Source organism: Acinetobacter sp. GW821-FHT09D10, assembly GCF_059416285.1.
This window is the reverse complement of the sequence record NZ_JBWKOW010000001.1, coordinates 250,955-274,279: the sequence shown is the minus strand read 5'-3', so window position 1 is coordinate 274,279 and position 23,325 is coordinate 250,955. Positions and strand designations below refer to the sequence as shown.

Sequence of the window (23,325 nt, the reverse complement as noted above, 5' to 3'; positions counted from 1 at the left end):
AGATTCATTATGTCAGTTGAGTTTTTATGGAGAATCCCTGTTCATGGGGATGGTCGTCGAGCACATCAGTTACACACACGCGGTGAATGGAATCAATTAACCCCATCAGTTCAATCTCCACAACGTGTTGCGCCGCAACATGAAGATCAATTATTTGCTTACTATGATTATGTCCAGCAAGTGGCGAAAGCAGCCGATATTGTTGGTTTTCACGGTGCACTCATTCCTGCTTTTCCACATACTGAAGAGCCATGGGTGTTGGCGTCTGCGCTTGCAAGAGAGACAAAAAGACTTCGCTTGCTCATCGCAATTCAGCCTTGGTTTATTCATCCGGCCTATGCAAGCCAAATGGCTGCAAGTTTGCAGCGCTTAAGTCAGGGACGAATAGAGTGGAATGTGATTTCAGGGGGAGGCGGCGCGCAGCAACGCGCATATGGCGACTTTATCGAACATGATCAACGCTATGCGCGGACCAATGAATTTTTAGAATTTGTGAAAGGTTACTCGCACCATGCACCTTTCAATTACGATGGAAAGTTTTTCCATGTCGAACAAGGTGGCCTGAAATACCCAATGAACCAATATGACGTTCCGCGCTTGTGGTTAGCAGGTGCGAGTGACGCCGCTTTACAAGTGGCAGGACGTCATGCAGATATTCATTTAACTTGGGGCGAGCCTGTAGACCAACAAAAGAAAGTGATCGAACAGGCCCAAAATTTCTTTGAGAAGAATTCGCCGGAACGAAAAGTTAAATTTGGCATGCGTATCGATATTTTGGCAAGACCTACTCAAGAACAAGCATTCCAAGAACTTAAACAAATGTATGAAACCATTGCCGTTGATGGTAATGCATTTGAACGAAAAGATACCGAATCTGTTGGAGCTAAACGTCAGCAAGCATTAGCACAGGGCAATCGTTTTGAAGACTTATTTGTAAGTCCGAATGTTTGGGCGGGAATGTCAAATGTACGAGGTGGCCCAAACTGTATTTTAGTAGGGAGCTATGAACAGGTTGCAGAGCGTTTGCAAGAGTATATTGATATTGGGGTTGGACATTTTATTTTAGCCAGTAACCCGCATTTAGAAGAAGCATATCGGGTGGCTGAAGAAGTCTTACCCTTAGTAGGATATAAATTAAAATAATAAACTTAGACCTCTTTGAGAAATCAAAGGGGTCTTGTTGTTTGAACAGCATAACACTGTCTGAAAACCAACATCTTTTAAATGGTTTATTTAAATAATTTTTATTAAATATATTAAAAATAATAACTTAAGTATTTGGCATGGCTTGTGCAACTTACTACTTAATCTTTTATTTTTAGTTTAAGTTGCTATGCGTGAACAAATCTTTAATCCACATAAGCGGGCCTTGCTCTTTGAGCAATATGCGACAGTTGCAGCCTCAACTGAAATTGCAGATCCGTTTGCACGGCATGATCAAGAAGCCATTCAACCTGCTCCAGAGAAGTTGAATAAAGTCTTAATCGCAATTATTGCCGTTGCTTCAGCACATCTTGGAATTTGGTATATCGCGAAACAATTACCGACACCGGCTTTAGATATTCACAAACCCGAACCTGTGGTAATTGAAATCGTAAAACCGGTTGAACCACCTAAAGTGATTGAACCCAAAATTCCACCGATTACTGAAAAACCTAAAGTTCCACCTGTGGTGGAAAAGCCCAAGCCAATTCCCAAACAAGTTGAACAGCCAAAACCTGTCCAAAAGAGTGTGGAGCAACCTAAGCCTGTTGCAAAAACAGTAGCTGAGCCAACTCCTCAAAAAGTTGCAACACCTGTGGTCGCAAAAGAAGTAGTCGCAGAACCAGTAAAAAAAGTTGCTGAGCCTGTAAAAGCTTCAGATGACAACTTGCCAGTGACTGAAGCCAAAGGTTATGCCGGATATCTCAGTAATCCTGCGCCTGAATATCCTGACCAAGCTTTAGAACGGGGTTGGGAAGGCTCAGTCATTTTACGGGTCAAAGTATTAGCAAATGGCAGCCCTGATACGGTCAGTGTCAAGCAAAGTAGCGGCAAAAAACTTCTAGACAGTGCTGCTGTAAGAACAGTAAAGCAATGGAAATTTTCACCTGCGCTAAAAGGGAAAACACCTGTAGAAGGCTGGGTCGATGTTCCAATTCATTATCAATTACCGAAATAAAATTTAAATTAAGAGGATATTTTCATGACAGATATTAATTCATTGATCCATGACGGCACGATCTGGTTATTGGTTGCTTTCTCAATTGTGACTTGGGTGTTGATTGTAGTTAAGGTAGTCCAGACACAGCGGGCGACTAAACAAAGTAAGCTTTTTGTAGAAGAGTTTTGGAAAGCGAAAAATTTATCAGATGCAGTGACTAAGTCAGAACTTGGTGAAGGTCCAGCAGCTCGGGTTGCTAACACAGGTTTTCAGACATTAATTGAAGCAGATGAAAAAACACATCAAGACTTACAAAACAGTTGGAGCCGTCAGGACTTATTAGAACGCCATTTAAGTAAACAAGTTCTAACTGAGCGCCGTCAATTAGAAAAAGGCTCGGCTTTACTGGCTTCTATTGGTAATAACGCACCTTTCATTGGTCTGTTCGGTACAGTATTTGGGATTATTCATGCATTACAAGCGATTGCTCATTCAGGCAATGCGAGCATGGATGTAGTAGCTGGCCCAATTGGAGAGGCTCTGGTTGCGACTGGTATTGGTATTGCGGTTGCTGTACCTGCGGTGCTTGCCTATAACTACTTTGTACGTAAAGTAAAAACAATTGGCGCAGATCTTGATGACTTTGCAACTGACTTCGTGAGCCTGAATCAAAAAGCAGGTTTCCAACTACCAACTGCTAAAACCAAGGGTACGACTGGAAATACAGCACTTAAAGATAATTCTGTTAAAGAAGTGAAAGAGAAAGGAGTGTTTGCATAATGGCAATTTCTACTTCTCAAGAAGACGATGTCGTCAGTGAAATTAATATTACGCCGCTGGTGGATGTCATGTTGGTTTTACTTATCGTATTCATTGTGACGGCTCCTTTGTTAACAAATACGGTGAAAGTTAATTTACCAAAGGCGGCACCGACTCAATCTACAGACCAGAACAAAGCTGTGGTGATTAGTGTAAACCCACAAGGTGAAATATTCCTTGATAAAGATAAGGTGACACTTGCGAACTTTGAACAAGAAATAAAGTCACGTAAAAGCAGTAACCCTAAATTAGCATTAAATTTAAATGCTGATGAGACCGTACCTTATGGAACAGTCGCAAAATTATTGGCAAGTATTGAACGTGTAGGCGTAGATAAACTCTCTGTGATTACAGTGCCTAAATAATTATGCCCCCCATAAAAAAAGCTGCTTCGGCAGCTTTTTTTATGTAGTGAGTTTACAGAGAAGTATTAAGCTTTCCAGAGTTTTTCAAAGCGCCATGTCGGAAAAATCGTATGTTCAGGAGCTAAACCACCAATATTTTTAGCTGCGGCATCAATCGTATGGCTAAATCCCCAAATGAGCATTCCACCACGCTCATGTTGAATTTTTTGTGCTTGCGCTAAATGGATTTTGCGTTTGGCTAAATCAGGCTCTGCCAGGGCTTTAAAAAATAACTCACTATATTCAGGGTCTTTAAAGTTCACACGATTGGTCGTGGAAATTGGGGCATCGTTAACAACGGCCGTCGATAAATATGGCGTGCCGACATTTGTCGCATTACTCGATAACTGCCATTTACTGCGGTCAGGGCCATTAAACGTTGCAAAATCCACTTGTTTAACTCGAATATTCACATTGGCTTGTTTCGCTTGCTCGGCAAAAATTAATGCAGGTTGAGCGCTACTCACTGGGGTAACAAGCTCTACACTCAAACCATCTTTAAAACCTGCTTGCGTTAATAGATTTTTTGCCTCGGCAATATTTTGCTGACGTTGCGGCAAATTAAGAAAGGCAGGGTCTTGCGGCGAATAAAGATCGTTGGCGATTCGACCTTGTCCATTTAAGCCTCGTTGTACCAACTCTTCTCGGTTTGCAATCAAACGAAATGCCTGACGCACTCTAGGATCATTAAACGGCGCTTGTTGAGTATTAAAGTCAAAACTATTATGCGTATTGGTCTCAGAGCGTATAGTTTGAATGTGTTTTGCTTGTTCCAAAATTTTAATATATTCGGGTGAAATCGCATTTGCTACGTCAATTTGTCCAGCCAACAAAGCATTTAATCGAGAGACCTGATCTTTAAAATCAATCACTTCAAAACTATCTGCATAAGGTTTGTCTGCTTTAAAGTAATTATTAAAACGAGTAAAAACAGAACGCTGCCCCGGAATAAACTCTTTGACTTTATATGGACCAGCTCCGACTGGATTATGAATAGGGTCGAAGTCAGTCGGTACAATTCCTCCAAAGTTTACCCAAGTTTCGGGCAATGCAACAAAGCCGGGAATGGTACTAATAAAGGGAATACGAACCGTATATTCATCTAGTTTTTGAATACGATTTCGGTCAATCCACTGCACCAGATTACGAAATGGTGAAGCGAGTTTAGGATCTGTTAGACGTTTCACTGAAAAAATCACATCATCTGCCGTAATGGTTTTACCATGATGAAATTCTAAGCCTTTGCGTAAACGGATGGTCCATTCACTTGCATTGTGATTAGGTTCTGCAAACTCCGCTAAAGCAAGTCGGGGCAGCATATTTTCATCCCATTCCCATAACTTATTATAAATAGCGAAACCTCGTGTAATACCACTTCCCGATGCTGAAAGATGAGGATCTAGACTGCCTGATTGTTGTCCTCCAATGAGCCCCAAGCGTATAACTCCTCCATGCTTAGGTGCTACCGAAGAAGTACTGTTTGATTCGGTACTATGGTCTGGAGAGGGGCCACAACCTGATAAACTACCCACTATAGAGACGCCACCTAGCGCCGTGAGACTTTGTGTTAAAAATTTTCGACGTGATAACAGAAATGTTTGATTTGTCATTATAAATACCTGATTAGATCTTCATCTTCTAAGGTATTGCAGAATAAATGCCAATATTTTTGTGTAATTTTACTATATTTATCAAAATCTTATAAAATTATTGTTTTTATTGAGTGTCTCTATTTCAACAGCTTTGTTGAAAAAATAAACATGAATAGAACTGATAAATAAACAATAAGAAATTAAAAATAAATAAATCAAATGGTTAGGGGTAATTATTTGACTTTTTAATGGTTGGCATAGGCTTTGCGTAACGCATTGTAAATTTACATTACTGAGTGTGATATGAGACAGCCTTTTCAATTAAAACCTTTAGTTATTGCGCTTAGCGTATTAGGGGCGACTTTACCGTTATATGTTTTTGCCGAAGAAACGCCACAACAAGCAGGTGATTCTGAAAGTGATGTAATTACTTTGTCCGATGTAGTCGTTACTGGAGCAGCCAAGAAAACTACCGTTGTTCCCAAACGCAAAGTGACCTCAATTTATGGAACGGATAGCTCTGTATTGGATACCCCGCGTGTAGTATCCCAAGTATCAGAACAACAATTTAGAGAAGATGTTATTCGTAGTGCGGATGATCTCGTCAAATACGCGCCTAGCATTACGCGAGGCGGGGGACAAAATGCTAACTTTGCTCCACAAATTCGTGGACAGAACTCGGAAGTTTTTCAAGATAGCCAACGCATTTACAGTACCCGCCATCCAACCAATCTCAATGCTTATGAAGCAGCCGATATTGTAGCAGGACCAACTGGTGTAATTTTTGCGCCGACTTCAGGTTCTGGCGGATATATTAACTACCTAACCAAAAAGCCTAATTTTAATAAAGCCGAAACCAATATTTCTGGGACTGTAGGTTCCATTTACTCAGGTAAAGGTGCAGAGCCTAATTTCTCTGTCAGTATTGATCATACGGCCCCAATTTCAAAAGAGTTAGCATTTCGCGTGAGCGCAACAGCACAAAAGACAGATGACTATTATGACAATGTAAAAAATAACTTTAATGCATTTTATGGAGCAATTGCTTGGCGTCCAAATGATCGTTTAAGGGTAGATTGGAATATCAGTTACGATGACTATTACGATTTTAATGTGACACATGGCTGGAATAGAGCATCGCAACAATCGGTGGATAATGGCCTTTATTACAAAGGTAGAGCTACGCCTATTATTCAAAACGGTTCGACTTTTTGGTCTCCTGTATTTGAATCTGGTGCGGCAAATTCTAAAGTCATTGGTTGGCAAACTCGTCAGAAGAACGATAAAAACCAATATGTTGCTGTTGGTGGAGTTCAGACCACGCCATTACCGAACTCAACTGCCGATCAAGCAGGAACCATTAAAGGTTGGGTCTATGATCCATCAATCCTCGGTAATGAATTGGTCAAGCTAGATGATAATATTTCAGGACGTAGTGAAGATAAAAATAGTGCCAAGCGATTTAGCACTCAATTAAAAATAATTAAAGATTTGAATGACCACTGGTCTATTGCAAATAGTACGCTTTATCAAAATAACAAAGATTTAGGCGACTCTGTGGGAAGCTTCTTTACAGATTTAGATCATGAGTTAATTGATAACCGACTAGAGTTTTTAGGCGACTATGATTTTGAAATAGGTGGCGTAAAAATTAATAATAAAAGCAGTACAGGAGGAACATATCGTCATGAGAAGTTTACCTCTTTAGCTGCAAATAATAGTTTTAATATTAATCCATATGATTTAACCAATGATCCATCGTATAAGAACCCTGGTGATTTACTGGGGTTAATTAACAATAGCGGCTCAACAGGAGGTTGGATTGGACAAGCCGGAGTGCCTCAATATTCTCAATATTTTGGATATTTAAATTTACCGCGCATGTACCCAATTGGAAATGGTTTATATGCAGAAAAAGGTGGCTTTCCACCTAATGGAGGAGGTGCTGTCTATACCGGATCTGGTTTTTGGGATACGTTAAGCGTATTCACCCAACAAAATTTTACCTTTAACGATGTATTTGGTATTAACTTAGGAATTAACCATAGTTCTGTAAGAGCGAAACTTGAGAACCCACTTGTCTTAACCCCAACAGATATACGTTCATCGAGTGATAAATATAGTCTATTAAGCTATCAACTCAGTACGTTTATTAAGCCTACTGCGAAAAGCACACTCTATTTTACCTATGATAAAAGCACCGCATTAAATACAGGAGTATTTGGGCCTTTCTTGATTTGGGGTGCTGGCAATCAACTCAATCCTTTAGCTTTTGACAGTCAAAGTGAGCTAAAAGAAATAGGGTTTAAATATGAACCTATTACTGACCAATTATTTTTAACCCTGAGTGGATTTGAACAAAAACGAGATTTATCGCCAGATACGAACGGCAATATGGCTCGCTTTGAAGTAAAAGGCATGGAGTCATCATTAAGATGGCAGCTACAAAAGAATATAGCAATTGGGGGTAATTTCACTTATTTGGATGCTGAATACAGTTCTATTATACCTGCTGGTTTTTCACCATTTGGCTTTCACGCAGATAATGCTACGGTTTGGGGAGACAATAACGCTTTAAACCAACGTAAAGCTGGCCGCTATGATGCAGCAGGAATTCCCCAGTACTCTGCAAGTGCTTATGTAGATTACCAACATCAGTCTGGTTTTGGGGCCAATCTATCAGGATGGTGGACAAGCTACTGGTACACAAACTTAAGTCAAACCGTGAAAGTACCTAATAACTATAATCTGGACTTAGGTCTTTATTATCGCCAGCCACAGTGGACGGTGGGCCTCAATATTCTCAACCTAACCAATGAACGAAATTTTGTGAATGGTTTAGCAGGTGCGAATAGCGAGTTTCTACAACCTATGCGTCCTCTGACTGTACAGGGTCAGTTTAGTTATAAATTTTAAAACTCATCCGCTATTTCTAACAAACTTAAAAAGCCATACGTCTGTATGGCTTTATTATTAATACGGGATATAAAACACATTAAATCGTGAATGTTGAAATAACAACAATAATACCTTTCAGATTGTCTATCTATCAGCAGTTTTTACACGCTTTATTCTTGGTTTTTAAATAAGTATTTGAAAGTATTTAAATAAATTTAATGGCATGGAAGTTGCCAATATAAGAATAGATTTATTTAAATGGAGTCACCATGTTTAAGGTTACAAAAATTAGGCAGAGTATTTTAACTGCTATGTGGGGAGTAACGGCGAGTGTTTCGACATTAGCTTTAGCGAACGATGATGCTGATACAATTCCTGCTGAGCAACAAGCTCAGGTGGTAAATGCAAAAGATGTAAAAAAACTAGGCGATGTCATCGTTACTGCACAATATCGTGCACAAAACATTCAAAAAGTTCCGACTGCAATTACAGCAGTTTCGGGCAAAGATTTAGCTGCAAAAGGCTCAACATTTATTGGCGATGTTTTAACTTATACACCCAATGCAGCAGCCGAAAACCCTGATGGCGATAGCCGTCCACGTTGGTATATTCGTGGTCTAGGAACTGGCGATGTTGCAGCCTCTACAGTTTTCCCAGTCGGTATATATGCAGATGGGGTTTATTTAAATGCGCCTGTTGCTGGTGCTGGAGACCTATTCGATTTAGAACGTATTGAGGTTCTACGCGGTCCGCAAGGCACCCTCTACGGTAAAAATACCACGGCTGGTGCAGTAAATTACATTTCACGGAAACCCGTATTTTCAGACAAACCGACTGGTTATGGAACTATAGGAATAGGCGACCATAATCTTCGTACTTTTGAAGGCGCCGTGAATGGAGCAATATCAGATAACGTTGCAGTAAGGGGTTCATTCTATTCAGAAGACCGCGATGGTTATGCAAAGAATTTAGCCAGTGGAGAAGACTACGGAGATGTTGATAAAAAATCATTCCGCTTCCAGATATTAGGAAAAATTAATGATGATTGGAATGCTTTAGTCAATCTTCATAGTCAAACATATAATGGGCTCGGCAATAATGGTTCGTTAAGTATTGGAAAATACTGGGGTGTTTATGAGAGACCAGAAGGCCGAGATACAAATTTAGATTTAGCTGAGAGCAATAAAATTCAACATGATGGTACATCGCTCACATTAACAGGAGATTTAGGGGGCAGTCATACTTTTACATCCATTACAGCGTTTGATAAAACCACTCAAAAATCCATTTCTGATGGTGACTACACGCCATATGATGTAGCACGAAGCTATAGTGATAATGAGTGGCGCCAATACAGCCAAGAGTTTCGCATTTCATCCGATGCTGAAAAAAGACTCAGTTGGATTGCAGGTTTTCACTTCTTTAATGAAGATTTAGACTCAACAAGCGTAAGTGCGCGAGTAAATAAAACATTACCGAATGGCGCTCCAGCCCAAACGGCGGGAACACCAGCTTTTAGGGATATTACCTATAACCAGACCACCCAAAGTTTTGCCTTGTTTGGAAACAGTACCTATAAATTTACCGACAAATTTAAGGTGACAGGTGGTCTACGTTGGACAAGTGAAGAAAAAGACATTGATCTAGACCTTGTTCAAATTACCACGGGCGATTACACCAAAGGCAGTTGGTGGCAAAAGGATGGGTACAGTAATGCAGTTTATAATCCAGCACCTAACGCAAATGGTTCAACAAGCCGTAAAAAGAGATGGAATGAGCTGACCTACGATATTACGCCAGAATATGAAATCACGCCTGATATCAATACATACTTCCGTTTTGCTCGAGGTTTCCGTTCAGGCGGTTTTAACACCGGTCTTTCAAGTAGTCTGACTCAACTTGCAGATGTTAACCCAGAATATTTAAATAGTTATGAGCTAGGTTTGAAGTCTAGCTTGTTACAAGGCAATTTAACGGCCAACGCTAATATTTTCTATTATGACTACAAAGATATTCAAACAAATCTATTGGTTGCGACCGAAGGACAGGGTGGAGGAGTAACCTCAGTTCTAGCAAATGGACCTAAGGCAGAAGTAAAAGGTGCAGAATTAGAATTAGATTATTTAGCGACCGATAATTTACGCCTACGCTTTGCCGGGGCTTATTTAGACAGCGAATACACCGACTTTGTTGATAAAAACCCAGTAACCAATGTCGTAAATGCTGACAATACAGGTAACCGCTTAGTTCGTTCTCCAAAATACACCGTAGGCTTAGGCGGTGAATATACCTTTAATCTTGATAGTGGAGCACGAGTCATTGTGGGCACTGATGCAAGTTATCGTGACCGTGAATTCTTCTTAGTAAACCGTCAGGATTATTCTGTTGACCCAATCTTAAGTCAAAAAGCTTATACCTTATGGAACGCTAACGTTGGGTATCACAGCGCAAATAATAAATATCAAGTTAATGCTTACGTTAAAAACCTATTAGATGAAGAATATCAAGTTCATGGGCGACCAAATGGTCCTGCTGGACAATATGTCTTAACCTATGGAAACCCACGTCAAGTTGGTGTTTCTCTCACTGCAAAATTCTAAGCTTTGCTTTACGGAGAAAATAATGGGAATTGAATTTTTTACACGTTTGCCGCTTCATGGCGAAACAGAATTTTTACCTGGTGATCCACGTAATCGCGGTGATTGGGCCAATATTGAAAATGTTGAAAATACCGGAGCGGTTTCTAATTATAACGTAGGTGATGATTTTACCTATATTGATTATCTAAGCCAGATCGCACGGGCAGCAGAAATTAATGGGTTTGCTGGTGCGCTCATGGTGAATGCGCCAACGGGTGAAGAGCCTTGGACTGTATGTTCGTTACTTGCTCGAGAAACTAAAAAACTTAACTTTGTGACGGCATTCCAGCCTTATCATTTTAGTCCATATAATGCTGTACAAACTGCGGCAACTTATCAGCGTGCAACAGGTAATCGGCTGGTTTGGAATATTATTAATGGCGGTTCGGAAGTGATTCAACGTCAAGTAGGTGATGATTTACCTCATGACGAACGTTATGCACGTGCTACAGAATTTCTAGATGTTGTAAAAGGATATTGGAATAATCCTTCATTTCACTATCAAGGAAAGTACTATTCGGCAGAAGGTGGTGGTCTAAAATATCCACTGAATAAAGCAAGCCTTCCAATTATTTGCACAGCAGGTTCTTCGGAAGCTGCTCGCGAGTTTGGAGCCAAACATGCCGACTATTATTTAATGCGAGCTGAAAAACCAGAAGAAATTGCCGCATTGATTGCAGACGTACGTGCTCGTGCAAAAAAATATGGCCGTGAAAATATAAAATTTGGTCTATCAATCGATACCATTGCTCGCCGTACTGAACAAGAAGCGTTGGCAGAGGCACAGCGTTTTCTCGATGAAGCTGCTGAAAAGCAACGTTTACACGCGGCAGCAGCCCATGCGGGTTTACGTTCAGCGCGCGTATTAAGCTTCGAAAAAGAGTACGCCGAAAAAGACGGCAGTAAAAATGTTAGCGACTTTTTTATCCATCCAAATGTTTGGTCGGGGTTTGGATACATTGGTGTGCCACCAGGTGTTGCTTTAGTGGGGAGCTACCAACAGATTATTGAGCGTATTGAAGAATACAATAGCATTGGCATAGAGTTGTTCTTTCTTGCAGGCTATCCACATCTTGAAGAGTCCTACCGTCTTGGTGAACATGTTCTTCCTCACTTTAAAAAGCAACGTGCTCGATTACAGCCTACAGCAGCTACACCAGAGTTTGATATTGCGCTTTAAAGTTTAAATGTTCTTTAAATAAGCCTGATTAGTAAGCTAGTTGGGCTTTTTTAATTTTTGTTCCTTTTACGCGTTTGATCTTTTATGAAAGGTCTATACAAGAATTCTTATCTTTATCTCTTATTTATAAATATAAATATTTTCTGATCTTTGTACCTGTGTAGACAGTTAAACAAAACATTTCTCTTTACTCTCATCCAGAGCATAACACCAAAGATGATCACAACACGCCTCATATTAGATCTGCATGACGTGGATAGATCATCAGGTATAGGTTTAGTTAAACATTCTGAGAGATCTATAACAGCAGAATGTATGGATATATATCGAGATATGAAAGAAATAATTTCGCAAAAAAATTCATCTGGCATTGTCTGGAAAAGTACCAAGAAACCATGGTTCATTTCTGTTGGGTATTTTAACTCGCTTGCGATCTATTGGATTGTACCTCTTTGTTTATTCTTACTATGGTGGGTAGCGTCAAACGAGCAATGGATGCCTGCTCAAATTTTACCTACCCCAAAAGACACGTGGAATTCTTTCGTTGAAATAGCATCTCAAGATCTATGGTTACAGCTTGCGATCAGTCTTGAACGCTTTGGTCTTGGCCTATTATCAGGTGTGTTAGGCGGCGTATTTCTAGGTGTTTTACTGGGTTATAGCCGCATTGCCGAACAATACCTATCTGCAACGTTTTATGCGTTGGTCATTATCCCAACATTGGCTTGGTTGCCTTTACTCATGATCTGGCTCGGCATCGAAAATAGTTTAAAAATTTTCATAATTTTTAAGGCCACAATGGTGCCGATTGCCTTACATACTCAGGCAGGGGTACGTGACATTCAACCCAAACTCAAAGAAATGGCAGCAATCTTACAATTTAATCGGCTAACCTTGCTCACAAAACTTGTACTGCCAGCCACACTTCCATATTTCTTTACTGGTTTAAGACTAGCTGTTGCAGCAGGCTGGACGAGCTTAATTGCTGTTGAATTGTTGGCTTCATCGGAAGGCATTGGATATTTGATGGTGACAGGCCGTCAGCTATTTCAGCTTGATATTGTCTTTGTCACGATTTTTGTGATCGCGTCTGTAGGAATTATTTTCGATTTTATTCTACATCGAATTGAACGTAAGTTTGTGTTCTGGCCACATGCTGCTTTGAGTGCTCATACTTTCCACAAAAAAAACAGAACCGATGTTTTCAAGTCATGGGTTTTACCTTTGAGTTTAGTGGTGCTTTGGGCAATAAGCAGTTGGTTTAACTTGATTTCGAGTCAAATCTTGCCCGCGCCGTGGAAAGTATTAGAGGCGCTGTGGTCAGGCATTCAAGATTTCTCACTCACTACTGCCATCTATTACAGCCTTTATCGTGCAATTTTGGGCTTGATTATTGGCGGACTAATTGGAGCTTCAGTAGGAATTGTGGTGGGGCTATTTAAACCTATTGAAAATCTGTTGGCACCTACACTTAACACATTACGTCTCATTGCCATTTTTGCTTGGATTCCGCTACTGACAGCTTGGTTTGGACTCGAAGATCTATCAAAAATTGTTTTCATTTCAATAGCGACATTTTTTCCGATGTTTATCGCGACATGGAAAGGCATGTCCAGCATTCCAATGCAGCTCGTTGAAGTCTCAAGCACCTTAAGAATGACATTGCTTCAACGCTTAACGCTTTTGATTTTACCTAGCATTGCACCTTCAATGTTCGCTGGGTTTCGACTGGCATTACTTTATTCGTGGATGGCATCTTTTGGAGCTGAATACTTGATGGGCTCTGGAATTGGCATAGGTAGCTACATGATGGCTGCACAGCAAAACTTTGAAATGGACCGTGTAATAGCAGCAACCGTTTTGGTCGCTGGTTTGGGCGCGATTCTGGCATGGCTGGGCAACATAACTGAAAACTACGCAACATCTTGGCGAAAAAATTGAGGTCAGACCATGACGATTACACTTAATACAAATACTGAAAAACATCACCATTCATTTCAATCTAATGCTCAAACACGTGTGGCATTTCACCATGTTCATAAGTCTTTTGTTGTTAATCAACAACTTGTCAAAGTCATTCACGACTTTAATCTAGAAATTAAAGAGGGAGAGTTTATTGCGATTGTAGGCAGCAGTGGTTGCGGTAAATCTACGCTCTTACGTCTTTTGGCAGGACTAGACCAAGATTTTGATGGTCGAATTTTAATTGATGGTGCCGATGTAAGCGGCATTGGCGGCGATCGAGCGGTAGTCTTTCAAGAACATCGCTTATTTCCTTGGCTTACCGTTGAGCAAAACATTGAACTGGGTTTATTAAATGAAGCATTAACTGCACGTGATAAAGATATTCTGGTACAGAAAGCAATTGAGTTAATTGGCTTAAATGGCTTTGAAAAGGCATATCCACATCAACTATCTGGGGGGATGTCTCAACGTGTAGCCATTGCACGTAGTCTTGTTGTGCAGCCTCGTATTTTTCTGTTAGACGAACCGTTTGGTGCCTTGGACGCATTAACACGGCATCAAATGCAAAATGAATTGCTACGCATTCAATCCCAACAAAAAATGACCACTGTTTTTATTACGCATGACGTGGAAGAGGCTGTAACTCTGGCAGATCGTGTGGTGATTTTAAAACCCAAACCTGGTCGTGTTGAACAGATTATTCCTGTCAACTTACCGCGTCCTCGAAATCGTTCAAGTTTTGAATTGCATCAACTAAAAGAACAGATTTTTCGGATTTTGACCGAAGACAAAATTGGTTAATAGGAGTTATTGATGAGTGAGTTTAGTCAAGGCTCGATCAAAAAAGCATTTTTATTTGAGCAATTATCCAATCAGGTCACCCATACAACGACGGTTAATGATCCTTTTAGACATAACGTAGATGTTGGAAATGATCCTGCTGGGCCAAAAAAGAATGCTTTGGCAATCGCGATTGTGGCTGTTGCTGCGGCACATTTGGGAATTTGGTATATCGCCAAACAACTTCCTACGCCTCAGCTTGACGTTAAAACACCTGATCCGGTGGTAATTGAGATTGTCAAACCACCTGAGCCACCCAAGGTGATTGAACCTAAAATCCCTCCAGTGGTGCAAAAGCCAAAGATACCACCTGTTAGCCAAAAACCTCAGCCTGTACAAAAACAAATAGAGCCACCAAAACCAGTACAGAAACACGTTGAGCAGCCTAAACCTGTTGAACAGCATAAGGCAGTAGAGCAACCGCGACCTGTAGCAGAACCGCTAAGTAAAAATGTGGTGGCGGCTCCTGTTCAGCAACCAGTTTCAAAACCCGCTGATGTACCTGCGAAAGCTGCTGATGACAACTTGCCTGTTACAGAAGCAAAAGGCTATGCGGGTTATTTGAGTAACCCAGCACCTGAATATCCTGAACAGGCTCTTGATCGAGGCTGGGAAGGCTCAGTTATCTTGAGGGTAAAAGTCTTGCCAAATGGCAGTCCTGATAGCGTGACTGTCAAACAGAGCAGCGGCAAAAAAATACTCGATAGTGCGGCGATTAGAACCGTAAAACAATGGAAATTCTCACCCGCCTTAAAAGGAAAAACACCAGTTGAAGGTTGGGTCGATGTTCCAATTCACTATCAACTCCCGAAATAATTTTTTAACTTAATATTGATCTATAAGGAATTTTAACATGAGTGATATCAACTCCCTGATCCACGATGGGACTATCTGGTTATTGGTTGCTTTTTCAATTGTGACGTGGGGTTTGATTGTCATTAAACTGGTTCAAACCCAAAAAGCCGACCGCCAGAGCAAAGCCTTTGCAGAAGAATTCTGGAGTGCCAAAAATCTTCAAGATGCCATTCAAAAATCGGAAGTAGGACAAGGACCTGTGGCACGCATTGCACTTACTGGTTTTAAAACACTTGCCGATGCAGACGATGATACGCATCAAGATTTACAACATAGCTGGAGCCGTCAAGATTTACTCGAGCGCCATTTACGCAAACAAATTTTATCAGAACGTCGCCAGCTAGAAAAAGGCTCTGCCTTACTCGCATCAATTGGTAATAATGCACCTTTCATTGGGCTATTTGGTACCGTCTTTGGGATTATCCATGCTTTACAGGCGATTGCACATTCGGGTAATGCCAGTATGGATGTCGTTGCAGGGCCGATTGGTGAAGCGCTAGTTGCAACAGGCATCGGGATTGCAGTGGCTGTTCCAGCGGTACTGGCATATAACTATTTTGTGCGTAAAGTAAAAACTATTGGCGCAGAACTGGATGACTTTGCAACCGACTTTGTCAGCCTAAACCAAAAATCAGGTTTCCAGCTTAAGACAGTCAAGGCAAAAACAACAAACACGAGTACTCCAACCAGCGAGTTAAGCCATACCCACAATAAAGATAAGGTATATGCATAATGGCAATTTCAACATCGGAACAAGATGATGTGGTCAGCGAGATCAACATTACCCCTTTAGTGGATGTGATGTTGGTTCTGTTGATTGTGTTTATCGTTACGGCGCCCTTACTGACAAACACTGTTAAGGTAAACTTACCTAAGGCTGCACCAACGCAGGTGACAGATCAAACCAAGGCTGTGGTCATTAGTGTTAATCCAAAAGGGGAAATTTATCTGGACAAAGACCAAGTCAGTCTTGAACACTTTGAACAGGCCATTCAAACGCGTAAGGCGGCCAATCCTAAACTGGCTCTGAACCTGAATGCAGATGAGACGGTTCCATATGGTACAGTTGCCAAGTTACTGGCCAGCATAGAACGGGTAGGCGTTGATAAACTATCAGTCATTACATCGCCTAAGTCTTAAGTTCTATCAAAATAAACAAGACGAAAGAAAATCAAGATCCAAATTTGAGATCTTGATTTTTATATAATTGTTTAATCTAAATTTATATTAAACTTGAATTTCACGATTAGGTTGTATGGTCTATTTTAGAGCTTCAATTTGATGGTGAGATGGCGAATGACAACACTTGTTTACAACGATAAAAGAAGAAATAACTATGATCATTTTTTAGATTTATTAGATCAAACTCATATCAATCGTTATCAAGATTTCAACATTACCTTTGAATATAAAAAACTGGCTGAACAAATGCTGTCAGAATGTGAATTTATGGACGCGTGTTCGCTTGAAGAAAAGCAGAAATTATTTAATGAAATTAAGATAAAGCATCTTTATCAGGGGCAAGTGCTATATTCGAGAAATCAAGACTGTCGTGAACTGATCATTGTTTTAAGTGGTGTACTCAAGTTAGGCTGGAATTCATACGATGGGAAATATCTTATTCATCGTTTTATTCCTACAGGTGCACTATTAAATATTGTCTATCTTATTTCTGAATCTGCCTTAGAGCATGAATATGTTGCACACGAAGCAACTGTGATCGCAACCATTCCAGAGCATATCTTTAAGCACACCATACAGCACAATTCACGCATGCTATATCAGGTTTTAAAACTGGTATGCCAGAGAACACGGCTTTTAGACAATGATATCTATCACACATCTACGCAACCTTTAAAAGTACAAATTGCGCGACAGCTCATCTATTTAATCGAATTTTTTTCAACTCAGACTCAAAAAGGCATTGAGGTTTTGTTAAAACTCTCACAAGAAAATTTAGCTGAACTTTTAAAGATATCGAGACAAAGTATCAGAAAGGAAATTCAGTGGTTTGTTGAAGAAGGCATTATAGAAACAAAATACAATCATATCTCTGTCAAAGACATCGACAAATTAAAGGCCTTACTGCACTAAAGCGATTATGACGAATTATGAATAATTTTTCATAAATGCAGAAATGCTATGTAATTTTTGTTGCAGAATTTAAAAGGGGTAATTTCTAAACTCATATCATCAATGACGAGAAAGATGATATGGCAGATTTATTAATAAAAAAACCAGTGAGTAAGTTAATCGAAGTGATCCCTTTAGCAGGTCGTATCGGTGCACAAATTAATGGTGTTGAATTATCTTCAAACCTTAACCCTGAGGTCTTGAATCAAATTAGGCAATCATTGCTTGAACATAAAGTTATTTTTTTCCGTAATCAGGAACATTTAACCGATCACGAGCAGGAAAAATTTGCCGAATTGCTTGGGCAACCTATTTCACACCCTACTGTTCCAGTGGCAGAGGGTTCGACTTATATATTTGAACTTGATTCCCGTCATGACGGCCGTGCAGACGTTTGGCATACCGATGTCACCTTTGTATCAAATTATCCCAAAATCAGCATTCTAAGAGCGGTAACTACGCCCAATCGAGGAGGCGATACCACATGGGCAAATACAGAAGCAGCCTATGATGAATTGCCAGAGCCGCTAAAGCTCCTTGCCAATCAGCTCCGTGCAATTCATACCAATGATTTTGATTATGGTGGTTTTCGGCCTTCTGCAAGTGATGAAGTCGTAAAACGCCATCAAAAAATCTTTGCTTCAACTGTCTATGAGGCAGAACACCCATTGGTCAGAGTACACCCTGAAACAGGTAAGCGAACCTTAATTTTAGGCCAATTTTTTAAACGATTTGTAGGTCTGACTGCTAAAGAGTCCAACAAGCTGTTTGAAATTTTTCAAGATCGTATTACCAAACCAGAAAACACGATTCGCTGGACGTGGAAGGACGGAGATGTCGCTATTTGGGACAACCGTGCCACTCAGCATTTAGCCGTCAATGATTATGGTAATGCATTGCGTATCATGCGACGCGTTACGTTGGCAGGCGATGTTCCTGTTGATATCGATGGCAAAGCGAGTAAGCAAATTAAGCCATCTACGTCTTAAGCGTCTAAGCAATACAACGCTGATTTATCAATAAAAATGTGGAAAATATAATGAAACCATCAATTTTTAAAAAATTGATCTTGCTGAGCTTATTGGCTTTTGGAGATGCCAGTTATGCTGAAAGCCTTAAAACAATCCGAATTGGTTCTCCCGATTTGACTGCTGGTCAAAAACACGCGGGTGGTGGAGTTGTTGATGTGCTTTACAACAAAAAATGGCTTGAGCAAGAACTTGCAAAAAACAATGTCAAAGTGGAATGGCACTTTTTTAAAGGTGCTGGGCCAGCTATTAATGAAGCATTGGCCAACAATCAACTGGATTTTGCCTTTTTAGGGGATTTACCTCCAATCATTGGTAAAGCCAATGGATTAGATACCCAATTACTTGTTCCAACGGCGCGCGGCATCACCAATTATCTGGCGGTAAGGTCTGATCTTTCAATCAAAAATTTTGCTGAATTAAAAGGAAAACGCGTTGGTTTGTTAAGAGGAACAGCAGATGAATTGTCATTTGTGAATGCATTGAACAGCCAAGGTTTAAAGCTCAGCGATGTGCGAGTGGTCAATTTAGACTTTAACGCCGTCAACGCTGCTTTGGCCGCAAAAAAAATTGATGCGTCATGGGGACCTTCTCGATTTTTTGCTTTACGTGACAAACACATCGTTAACTTGCCCATAAGTAGTCGTCAATTAAATGGTGCAGGATCTACTCAAGGTGTGTTTTTAGGTCGTCAATCGTTTATTCGACAACACCCAAATGAAACACAACAAGTTGTGACTCAGGTTGTAAAAGGACTGAACTGGCTCTCAAATGAGCAAAATCGAGTACCACAAGTCGCACTCTTTTTTACCCAATCTGGCTATCCCGCATCTATATATGCTCAGGAACTCAATGGTGTAAATCTGAAGTTTTTATATTCACCGTTATTTGATGGCTATTACACCCAACAATTGCAGCAAAAAATTATTTTGGCTACGCAACAAGGGTTGATACGCAAAAATATTGACGTCAAAAGCTGGATTAATCCGTCATTTGTAAACCAAGCACTTGAACAATCAAATTTAAAGACCTACTGGAAACCAACTCAGCAGTACGAATATTTGAAATCACTGAAATAAGCACCGTCTTTTAAAACTTAATTATGGGGTAAATAATGGCGATACATTCGAAAAATGTAGCGCGTGATCCGTTCACGTCAGCAACCAAACAAAAAATTTTAAATTTAAGTCTGCTTTCGCTGAGTATCTTGTCAGTTTGGGGACAAGCTCATGCAGAAACAGTCTCAAGCACCGCACGTTCTTCAGAGGATGTGGCTCAGTTAGAAACTGTTGTAGTAACAGCAACACGCCGTGAAGAATCACTCCAAAAAGTACCCGTTGCCGTTTCAGTCATTAGTGGAAAAGAACTCGATAAGCAACAGCGAAACTCACTTGAAACATTGGTAACACAAGTACCGAGTGTTAACTTTCGGGCTGGAGCTTCCAATAAGGATACTTCTTTATTTGTTCGCGGTATTGGAACTGTTACCACTTCACCGGGTGTTGAGCCTTCTGTCTCAACAGTGATAGATGGCGTTGTTTACAGCCGACCAGGGCAAGCAACACTTGATTTGTTAGATGTGGATCGTATTGAAGTCCTTCGTGGTCCGCAAGGAACACTTTTTGGTAAAAATGCATCGGCAGGTGTAGTCAATATTGTGACCAAAAATCCAACCAGTGAAACCTCTGGTTATATTGATGCCTATGCCACTAACGATGGTGAACAACGAATTAAACTAGGAGCATCTGGTACATTAATTCCTGAAAAATTAACTGCCAATGTCTCGGCGCTATTAGGTAATTTTGATGGCAATGTAGACAACCTTACAACCAATCAAGATGTTAATGGCTATAAAAATTATGGTTTTAGAACCAAATTTGAATATACGCCTACCGATAGTTTAGTGTTGGGCTTTACTGCTGATTATCTGCATAAAAAAGGGAGTGCCCCGACAGGTATTGTGGTTAAAAATACCGATGCCAACTATGCAGCGGCATTATCGCCTGTTGTTGCATCTCCAACCAATCGGAGTACTGTTGAAAATACTCAAGCCTCGACTGATGATACTAATCAGGGTGTAGCACTCACCGCAGACTGGACATTAACCAATCATCAATTATCATCAATTACAGCCTTTCGCCAATGGAAAAACACACAGATTGGTGACAGTGATCAGCTTGCTGCTCCGACACCAAATTTTGCCGGAATTGCCGATTTAGGCCATGTTAACAGTAAGCAATTTTCTCAAGAGATTAGAATTAAACCGCTCGATCATGGTTTTTTTGATTATGTCGCGGGTCTATATTTTTCAAAGAACAAAAATGATGAGACTTATCAACGTGAGTCAACTTGGTATAACAATGCCTCGAATGCCTATGTCGTAGATTTTGGTAAGGCAATCTATAACACAGACAGCACCAACTATGCTGCATTTGGTGAAGGTACCTTTCATTTCACAAATCGGTTGAGATGGATTGCAGGTTTACGTGTTACTCGAGATGAGTTGTCTTATGATCACAGCCGAGTTTCAACTGTTCCAAGCAGTGTAGGTGTCCGAAATGCCATTCGCTCTTCATTTAGCAGTGATGGATCGACCAGTGAAACTGGAGTTTCAGGCCGCATAGGACCTCAATATGACTTTACACCGAATATATTGGGCTATTTTACCTATTCGCGAGGTTATAAAGGGCCTGCATATAACGTTTATTTTAATATGCAGCAAAATGATACGCCTGTCATTGATCCTGAAACGGCTAACTCTTACGAACTTGGTCTCAAATCTCAATGGTTAAATAATCGTCTGCGTGTCAATGTAGCGTTATTTAATACTGATTATGATAACTATCAGGCAAATTTTAGAACTCTCGACCCAAATGGTTTTCCGATAACACGCTTGGTTAATGCAGGAAGTGTCTCTACCTATGGTGCTGAAATTGATTCGGTATATAAGATCAATCCAAATTGGGCACTAAACTTTTCAGGTGCCTATACACATGCACGAATTGATGATTTCAAATGTCCTGCTGCCGATACTTCATGCCCCAATGTAAATGGTAAACCACTGCCATTTTCACCGGATTGGAAATTTAATACGCAGCTCGATCGCTATTTTACTCTGGCAAATAACAAGCAAATTGAACTTTCAACTCAATATGCATGGCAGAGCAAAGTGCAGTTCAGTCTCGACCAAAACCAAAACACCATTCAGGGTACATATGGGCTTTTGAACGCGAGCATTGCTTTAGCTGATACTGCCTCTGACTGGCGATTGGCATTGAATGTACGGAATATAACGGATAAATCATACGCAACTCTGCTGAGCACAAATGGTAGCCGTATTAATCGTCAAGTCCCTCGAGATGATGAACGCTACTTTGGTATTTCATTTCGTAAAAATTTCTAAAAAGTATGTCTAGTACGCCTCGTTTTTTACGAGGTGTACACCAATCAATTGGACTGATTAAAATGAGTAATCCTTTAAAACCTGTAAGGTCATCTCAGGTTCAACATTCGTCTACAAGAAAGCTTCACCTTAATTTATTTTTAGACGGTTATGGCCATCATTTGGCCAGTTGGAGGCATCCAGCGAGTCAATTAAACCTAAGTCCCTATGAACGCTACTTAAGTGCAGCAAAAATAGCTGAAGAAGGGAAATTTGATGCCATTTTTTTTGCCGATAGTTTGGCTGTTGATCCAGCAACTGCGACATCAGGCAAAATTCGTGGTAACGAGATTGAACCCCTCACATTACTTTCGGCAATTGCGACACAAACCCGTCATATTGGACTCATTGGAACAGCCACGACAACCTACAATGAGCCATATCATCTCGCAAGAAAGTTTGCCTCTTTAGACCAGATTTCTGCTGGACGTGCAGGCTGGAACCTCGTCACCACCGATTTTGCGCTTGAAGCGAAAAATTTCAGTACAAAGGAACATGTCAAACATCAAGACCGCTATGCACGTGCTGAAGAATTTCATGATGTCGTAAAAGGACTTTGGCGTAGTTGGGATGAAGATGCAGCTATTCATGATAAAGCCAGAGGTATTTTCTTTAATCCAGATAAGGTACATACGCTCAATCATTGCGGTGATATTTTTCAGGTAAAAGGTCCACTCAATATTAGCCAAAGCCCACAGTCTCACCCTGTGGTTGTTCAAGCCGGTAGTTCCGAACGAGGTAAAAATCTCGCAGCTCGTACGGCAGATGTCATTTTTACTGCCCAATCCAACTTGGCAGCTGCACAGCAGTTTTATAGTGATGTAAAGCAACGTCTTGAAGACTTTGATCGCCAAGAGCATGAGTTAGTGGTCATGCCCGGTGTATATGTGCTTGTTGCTCATACGAATGAAGATGCTAAGAAGCAGCAACAGCTTTTAGATGAACTCGTTGATGATGACATTGGCCTTGGGCTTTTAGGCAGAATGTTGGGTAATTTTGATTTAAGCGGTGTAGATGTGAATCAGACTTTAGCTTCGTTAGATTTATCCGAGACGCAAACGGGGCAGCAAAGTCGCCAGCAATTAATTCAGGCACTCGGGCAAGAGCAGGGTCTAACCATTAAACAGCTCTACCAACGTATTGCATCGGGACGAGGGCATTTTTGTTTGGTTGGTACGCCAGAATATATCGCCGATCAGCTTGAAGAATGGTTCGTTAGTAGAGCAGCAGATGGATTTAACATTATGCCGGCCGTCATATCAAACGGAATTAGAGACTTTGTCGATCTAGTTATTCCCATCCTTCAACAGCGTAATTTATTCCGCAAAGAATACGAAGGTCAAACATTAAGACAAAACCTCGGCCTCTTCGCTGCTGCCAAATAAAA

The 23,325-nt window shown here is 40.5% G+C and carries 18 protein-coding genes; 17 read left to right on the top strand and 1 reads right to left on the bottom strand.

Annotation, left to right across the window (positions count from 1 at the left end; translation table 11 throughout):
- The first annotated feature begins 9 nt into the window (after positions 1–9).
- The 4 genes from AC07M3_RS01265 (at position 10) to AC07M3_RS01250 (ending at position 3,327) form a co-directional block, all read left to right on the top strand.
- Complete coding sequence (locus AC07M3_RS01265) at positions 10–1,143, top strand: LLM class flavin-dependent oxidoreductase (RefSeq protein ID WP_133746005.1); 1,134 nt, start codon at positions 10–12, stop codon at positions 1,141–1,143.
- Positions 1,144–1,333: 190 nt separating this feature from the next.
- Positions 1,334–2,161 carry an energy transducer TonB gene (locus AC07M3_RS01260; protein ID WP_198495781.1) on the top strand — a complete coding sequence of 276 codons (828 nt, stop codon included), beginning with the start codon at positions 1,334–1,336 and terminating at the stop codon, positions 2,159–2,161.
- A 24-nt stretch (positions 2,162–2,185) separates the two neighbouring features.
- Positions 2,186–2,923 carry a MotA/TolQ/ExbB proton channel family protein gene (locus AC07M3_RS01255; protein WP_494566286.1) on the top strand — a complete coding sequence of 246 codons (738 nt, stop codon included), beginning with the start codon at positions 2,186–2,188 and terminating at the stop codon, positions 2,921–2,923.
- Entirely contained in the window at positions 2,923–3,327 is a 405-nt protein-coding gene (locus AC07M3_RS01250; protein WP_001018517.1) for an ExbD/TolR family protein, read from the top strand. The genes AC07M3_RS01255 and AC07M3_RS01250 overlap by 1 nt, the downstream gene beginning before the upstream one ends.
- 65 nt (positions 3,328–3,392) lie before the next feature.
- Here AC07M3_RS01250 and AC07M3_RS01245 read toward each other — a convergent pair whose 3' ends face one another.
- Positions 3,393–4,976: an ABC transporter substrate-binding protein gene (locus AC07M3_RS01245; RefSeq protein WP_494566285.1), complete on the bottom strand. Its 1,584-nt coding sequence runs from the start codon at positions 4,974–4,976 to the stop codon at positions 3,393–3,395.
- 285 nt (positions 4,977–5,261) lie between these two features.
- Between AC07M3_RS01245 and AC07M3_RS01240 the strand changes: the two genes are divergently transcribed.
- From AC07M3_RS01240 to AC07M3_RS01180, 13 genes are all read left to right on the top strand, one after another.
- Positions 5,262–7,874 carry a TonB-dependent receptor gene (locus AC07M3_RS01240; RefSeq protein ID WP_494566284.1) on the top strand — a complete coding sequence of 871 codons (2,613 nt, stop codon included), beginning with the start codon at positions 5,262–5,264 and terminating at the stop codon, positions 7,872–7,874.
- 251 nt (positions 7,875–8,125) lie between these two features.
- Positions 8,126–10,456 (top strand): TonB-dependent receptor, encoded by a 2,331-nt coding sequence (locus tag AC07M3_RS01235; protein WP_494566283.1) that lies wholly within the window; start codon positions 8,126–8,128, stop codon positions 10,454–10,456.
- Positions 10,457–10,478: 22 nt separating this feature from the next.
- A complete protein-coding gene (locus tag AC07M3_RS01230) occupies positions 10,479–11,675 on the top strand; it encodes an LLM class flavin-dependent oxidoreductase (protein ID WP_494566282.1) in 1,197 nt (398 codons plus the stop codon).
- A 315-nt stretch (positions 11,676–11,990) separates the two neighbouring features.
- Positions 11,991–13,616: an ABC transporter permease gene (locus AC07M3_RS01225; RefSeq protein WP_494566281.1), complete on the top strand. Its 1,626-nt coding sequence runs from the start codon at positions 11,991–11,993 to the stop codon at positions 13,614–13,616.
- A gap of 9 nt (positions 13,617–13,625) precedes the next feature.
- Positions 13,626–14,441: an ABC transporter ATP-binding protein gene (locus AC07M3_RS01220; RefSeq protein WP_494566280.1), complete on the top strand. Its 816-nt coding sequence runs from the start codon at positions 13,626–13,628 to the stop codon at positions 14,439–14,441.
- A gap of 12 nt (positions 14,442–14,453) precedes the next feature.
- On the top strand, positions 14,454–15,296 hold the full coding sequence (locus AC07M3_RS01215; RefSeq protein ID WP_494566279.1) for an energy transducer TonB: 843 nt from the start codon (positions 14,454–14,456) through the stop codon (positions 15,294–15,296).
- Between the two features lie 37 nt (positions 15,297–15,333).
- The gene (locus AC07M3_RS01210) at positions 15,334–16,068 is read left to right on the top strand and encodes a MotA/TolQ/ExbB proton channel family protein (protein ID WP_494566278.1); all 735 of its coding nucleotides are present in this window, start codon (positions 15,334–15,336) and stop codon (positions 16,066–16,068) included.
- Positions 16,068–16,475 (top strand): ExbD/TolR family protein, encoded by a 408-nt coding sequence (locus tag AC07M3_RS01205; RefSeq protein ID WP_494566277.1) that lies wholly within the window; start codon positions 16,068–16,070, stop codon positions 16,473–16,475. The genes AC07M3_RS01210 and AC07M3_RS01205 overlap by 1 nt, the downstream gene beginning before the upstream one ends.
- A gap of 156 nt (positions 16,476–16,631) precedes the next feature.
- Positions 16,632–17,429, top strand: a complete 798-nt coding sequence (locus AC07M3_RS01200; protein ID WP_014206770.1) for a Crp/Fnr family transcriptional regulator — start codon at positions 16,632–16,634, stop codon at positions 17,427–17,429.
- A gap of 119 nt (positions 17,430–17,548) precedes the next feature.
- On the top strand, positions 17,549–18,457 hold the full coding sequence (locus tag AC07M3_RS01195) for a TauD/TfdA dioxygenase family protein (protein WP_494566276.1): 909 nt from the start codon (positions 17,549–17,551) through the stop codon (positions 18,455–18,457).
- Positions 18,458–18,507: 50 nt separating this feature from the next.
- On the top strand, positions 18,508–19,575 hold the full coding sequence (locus AC07M3_RS01190) for an ABC transporter substrate-binding protein (RefSeq protein WP_494566275.1): 1,068 nt from the start codon (positions 18,508–18,510) through the stop codon (positions 19,573–19,575).
- Between the two features lie 128 nt (positions 19,576–19,703).
- Positions 19,704–21,899, top strand: coding sequence for a TonB-dependent receptor (locus tag AC07M3_RS01185; RefSeq protein ID WP_494566899.1), 2,196 nt, complete (start codon positions 19,704–19,706; stop codon positions 21,897–21,899).
- A 62-nt stretch (positions 21,900–21,961) separates the two neighbouring features.
- Positions 21,962–23,323, top strand: coding sequence for an LLM class flavin-dependent oxidoreductase (locus tag AC07M3_RS01180; protein ID WP_494566274.1), 1,362 nt, complete (start codon positions 21,962–21,964; stop codon positions 23,321–23,323).
- Positions 23,324–23,325: the final 2 nt, after the last annotated feature.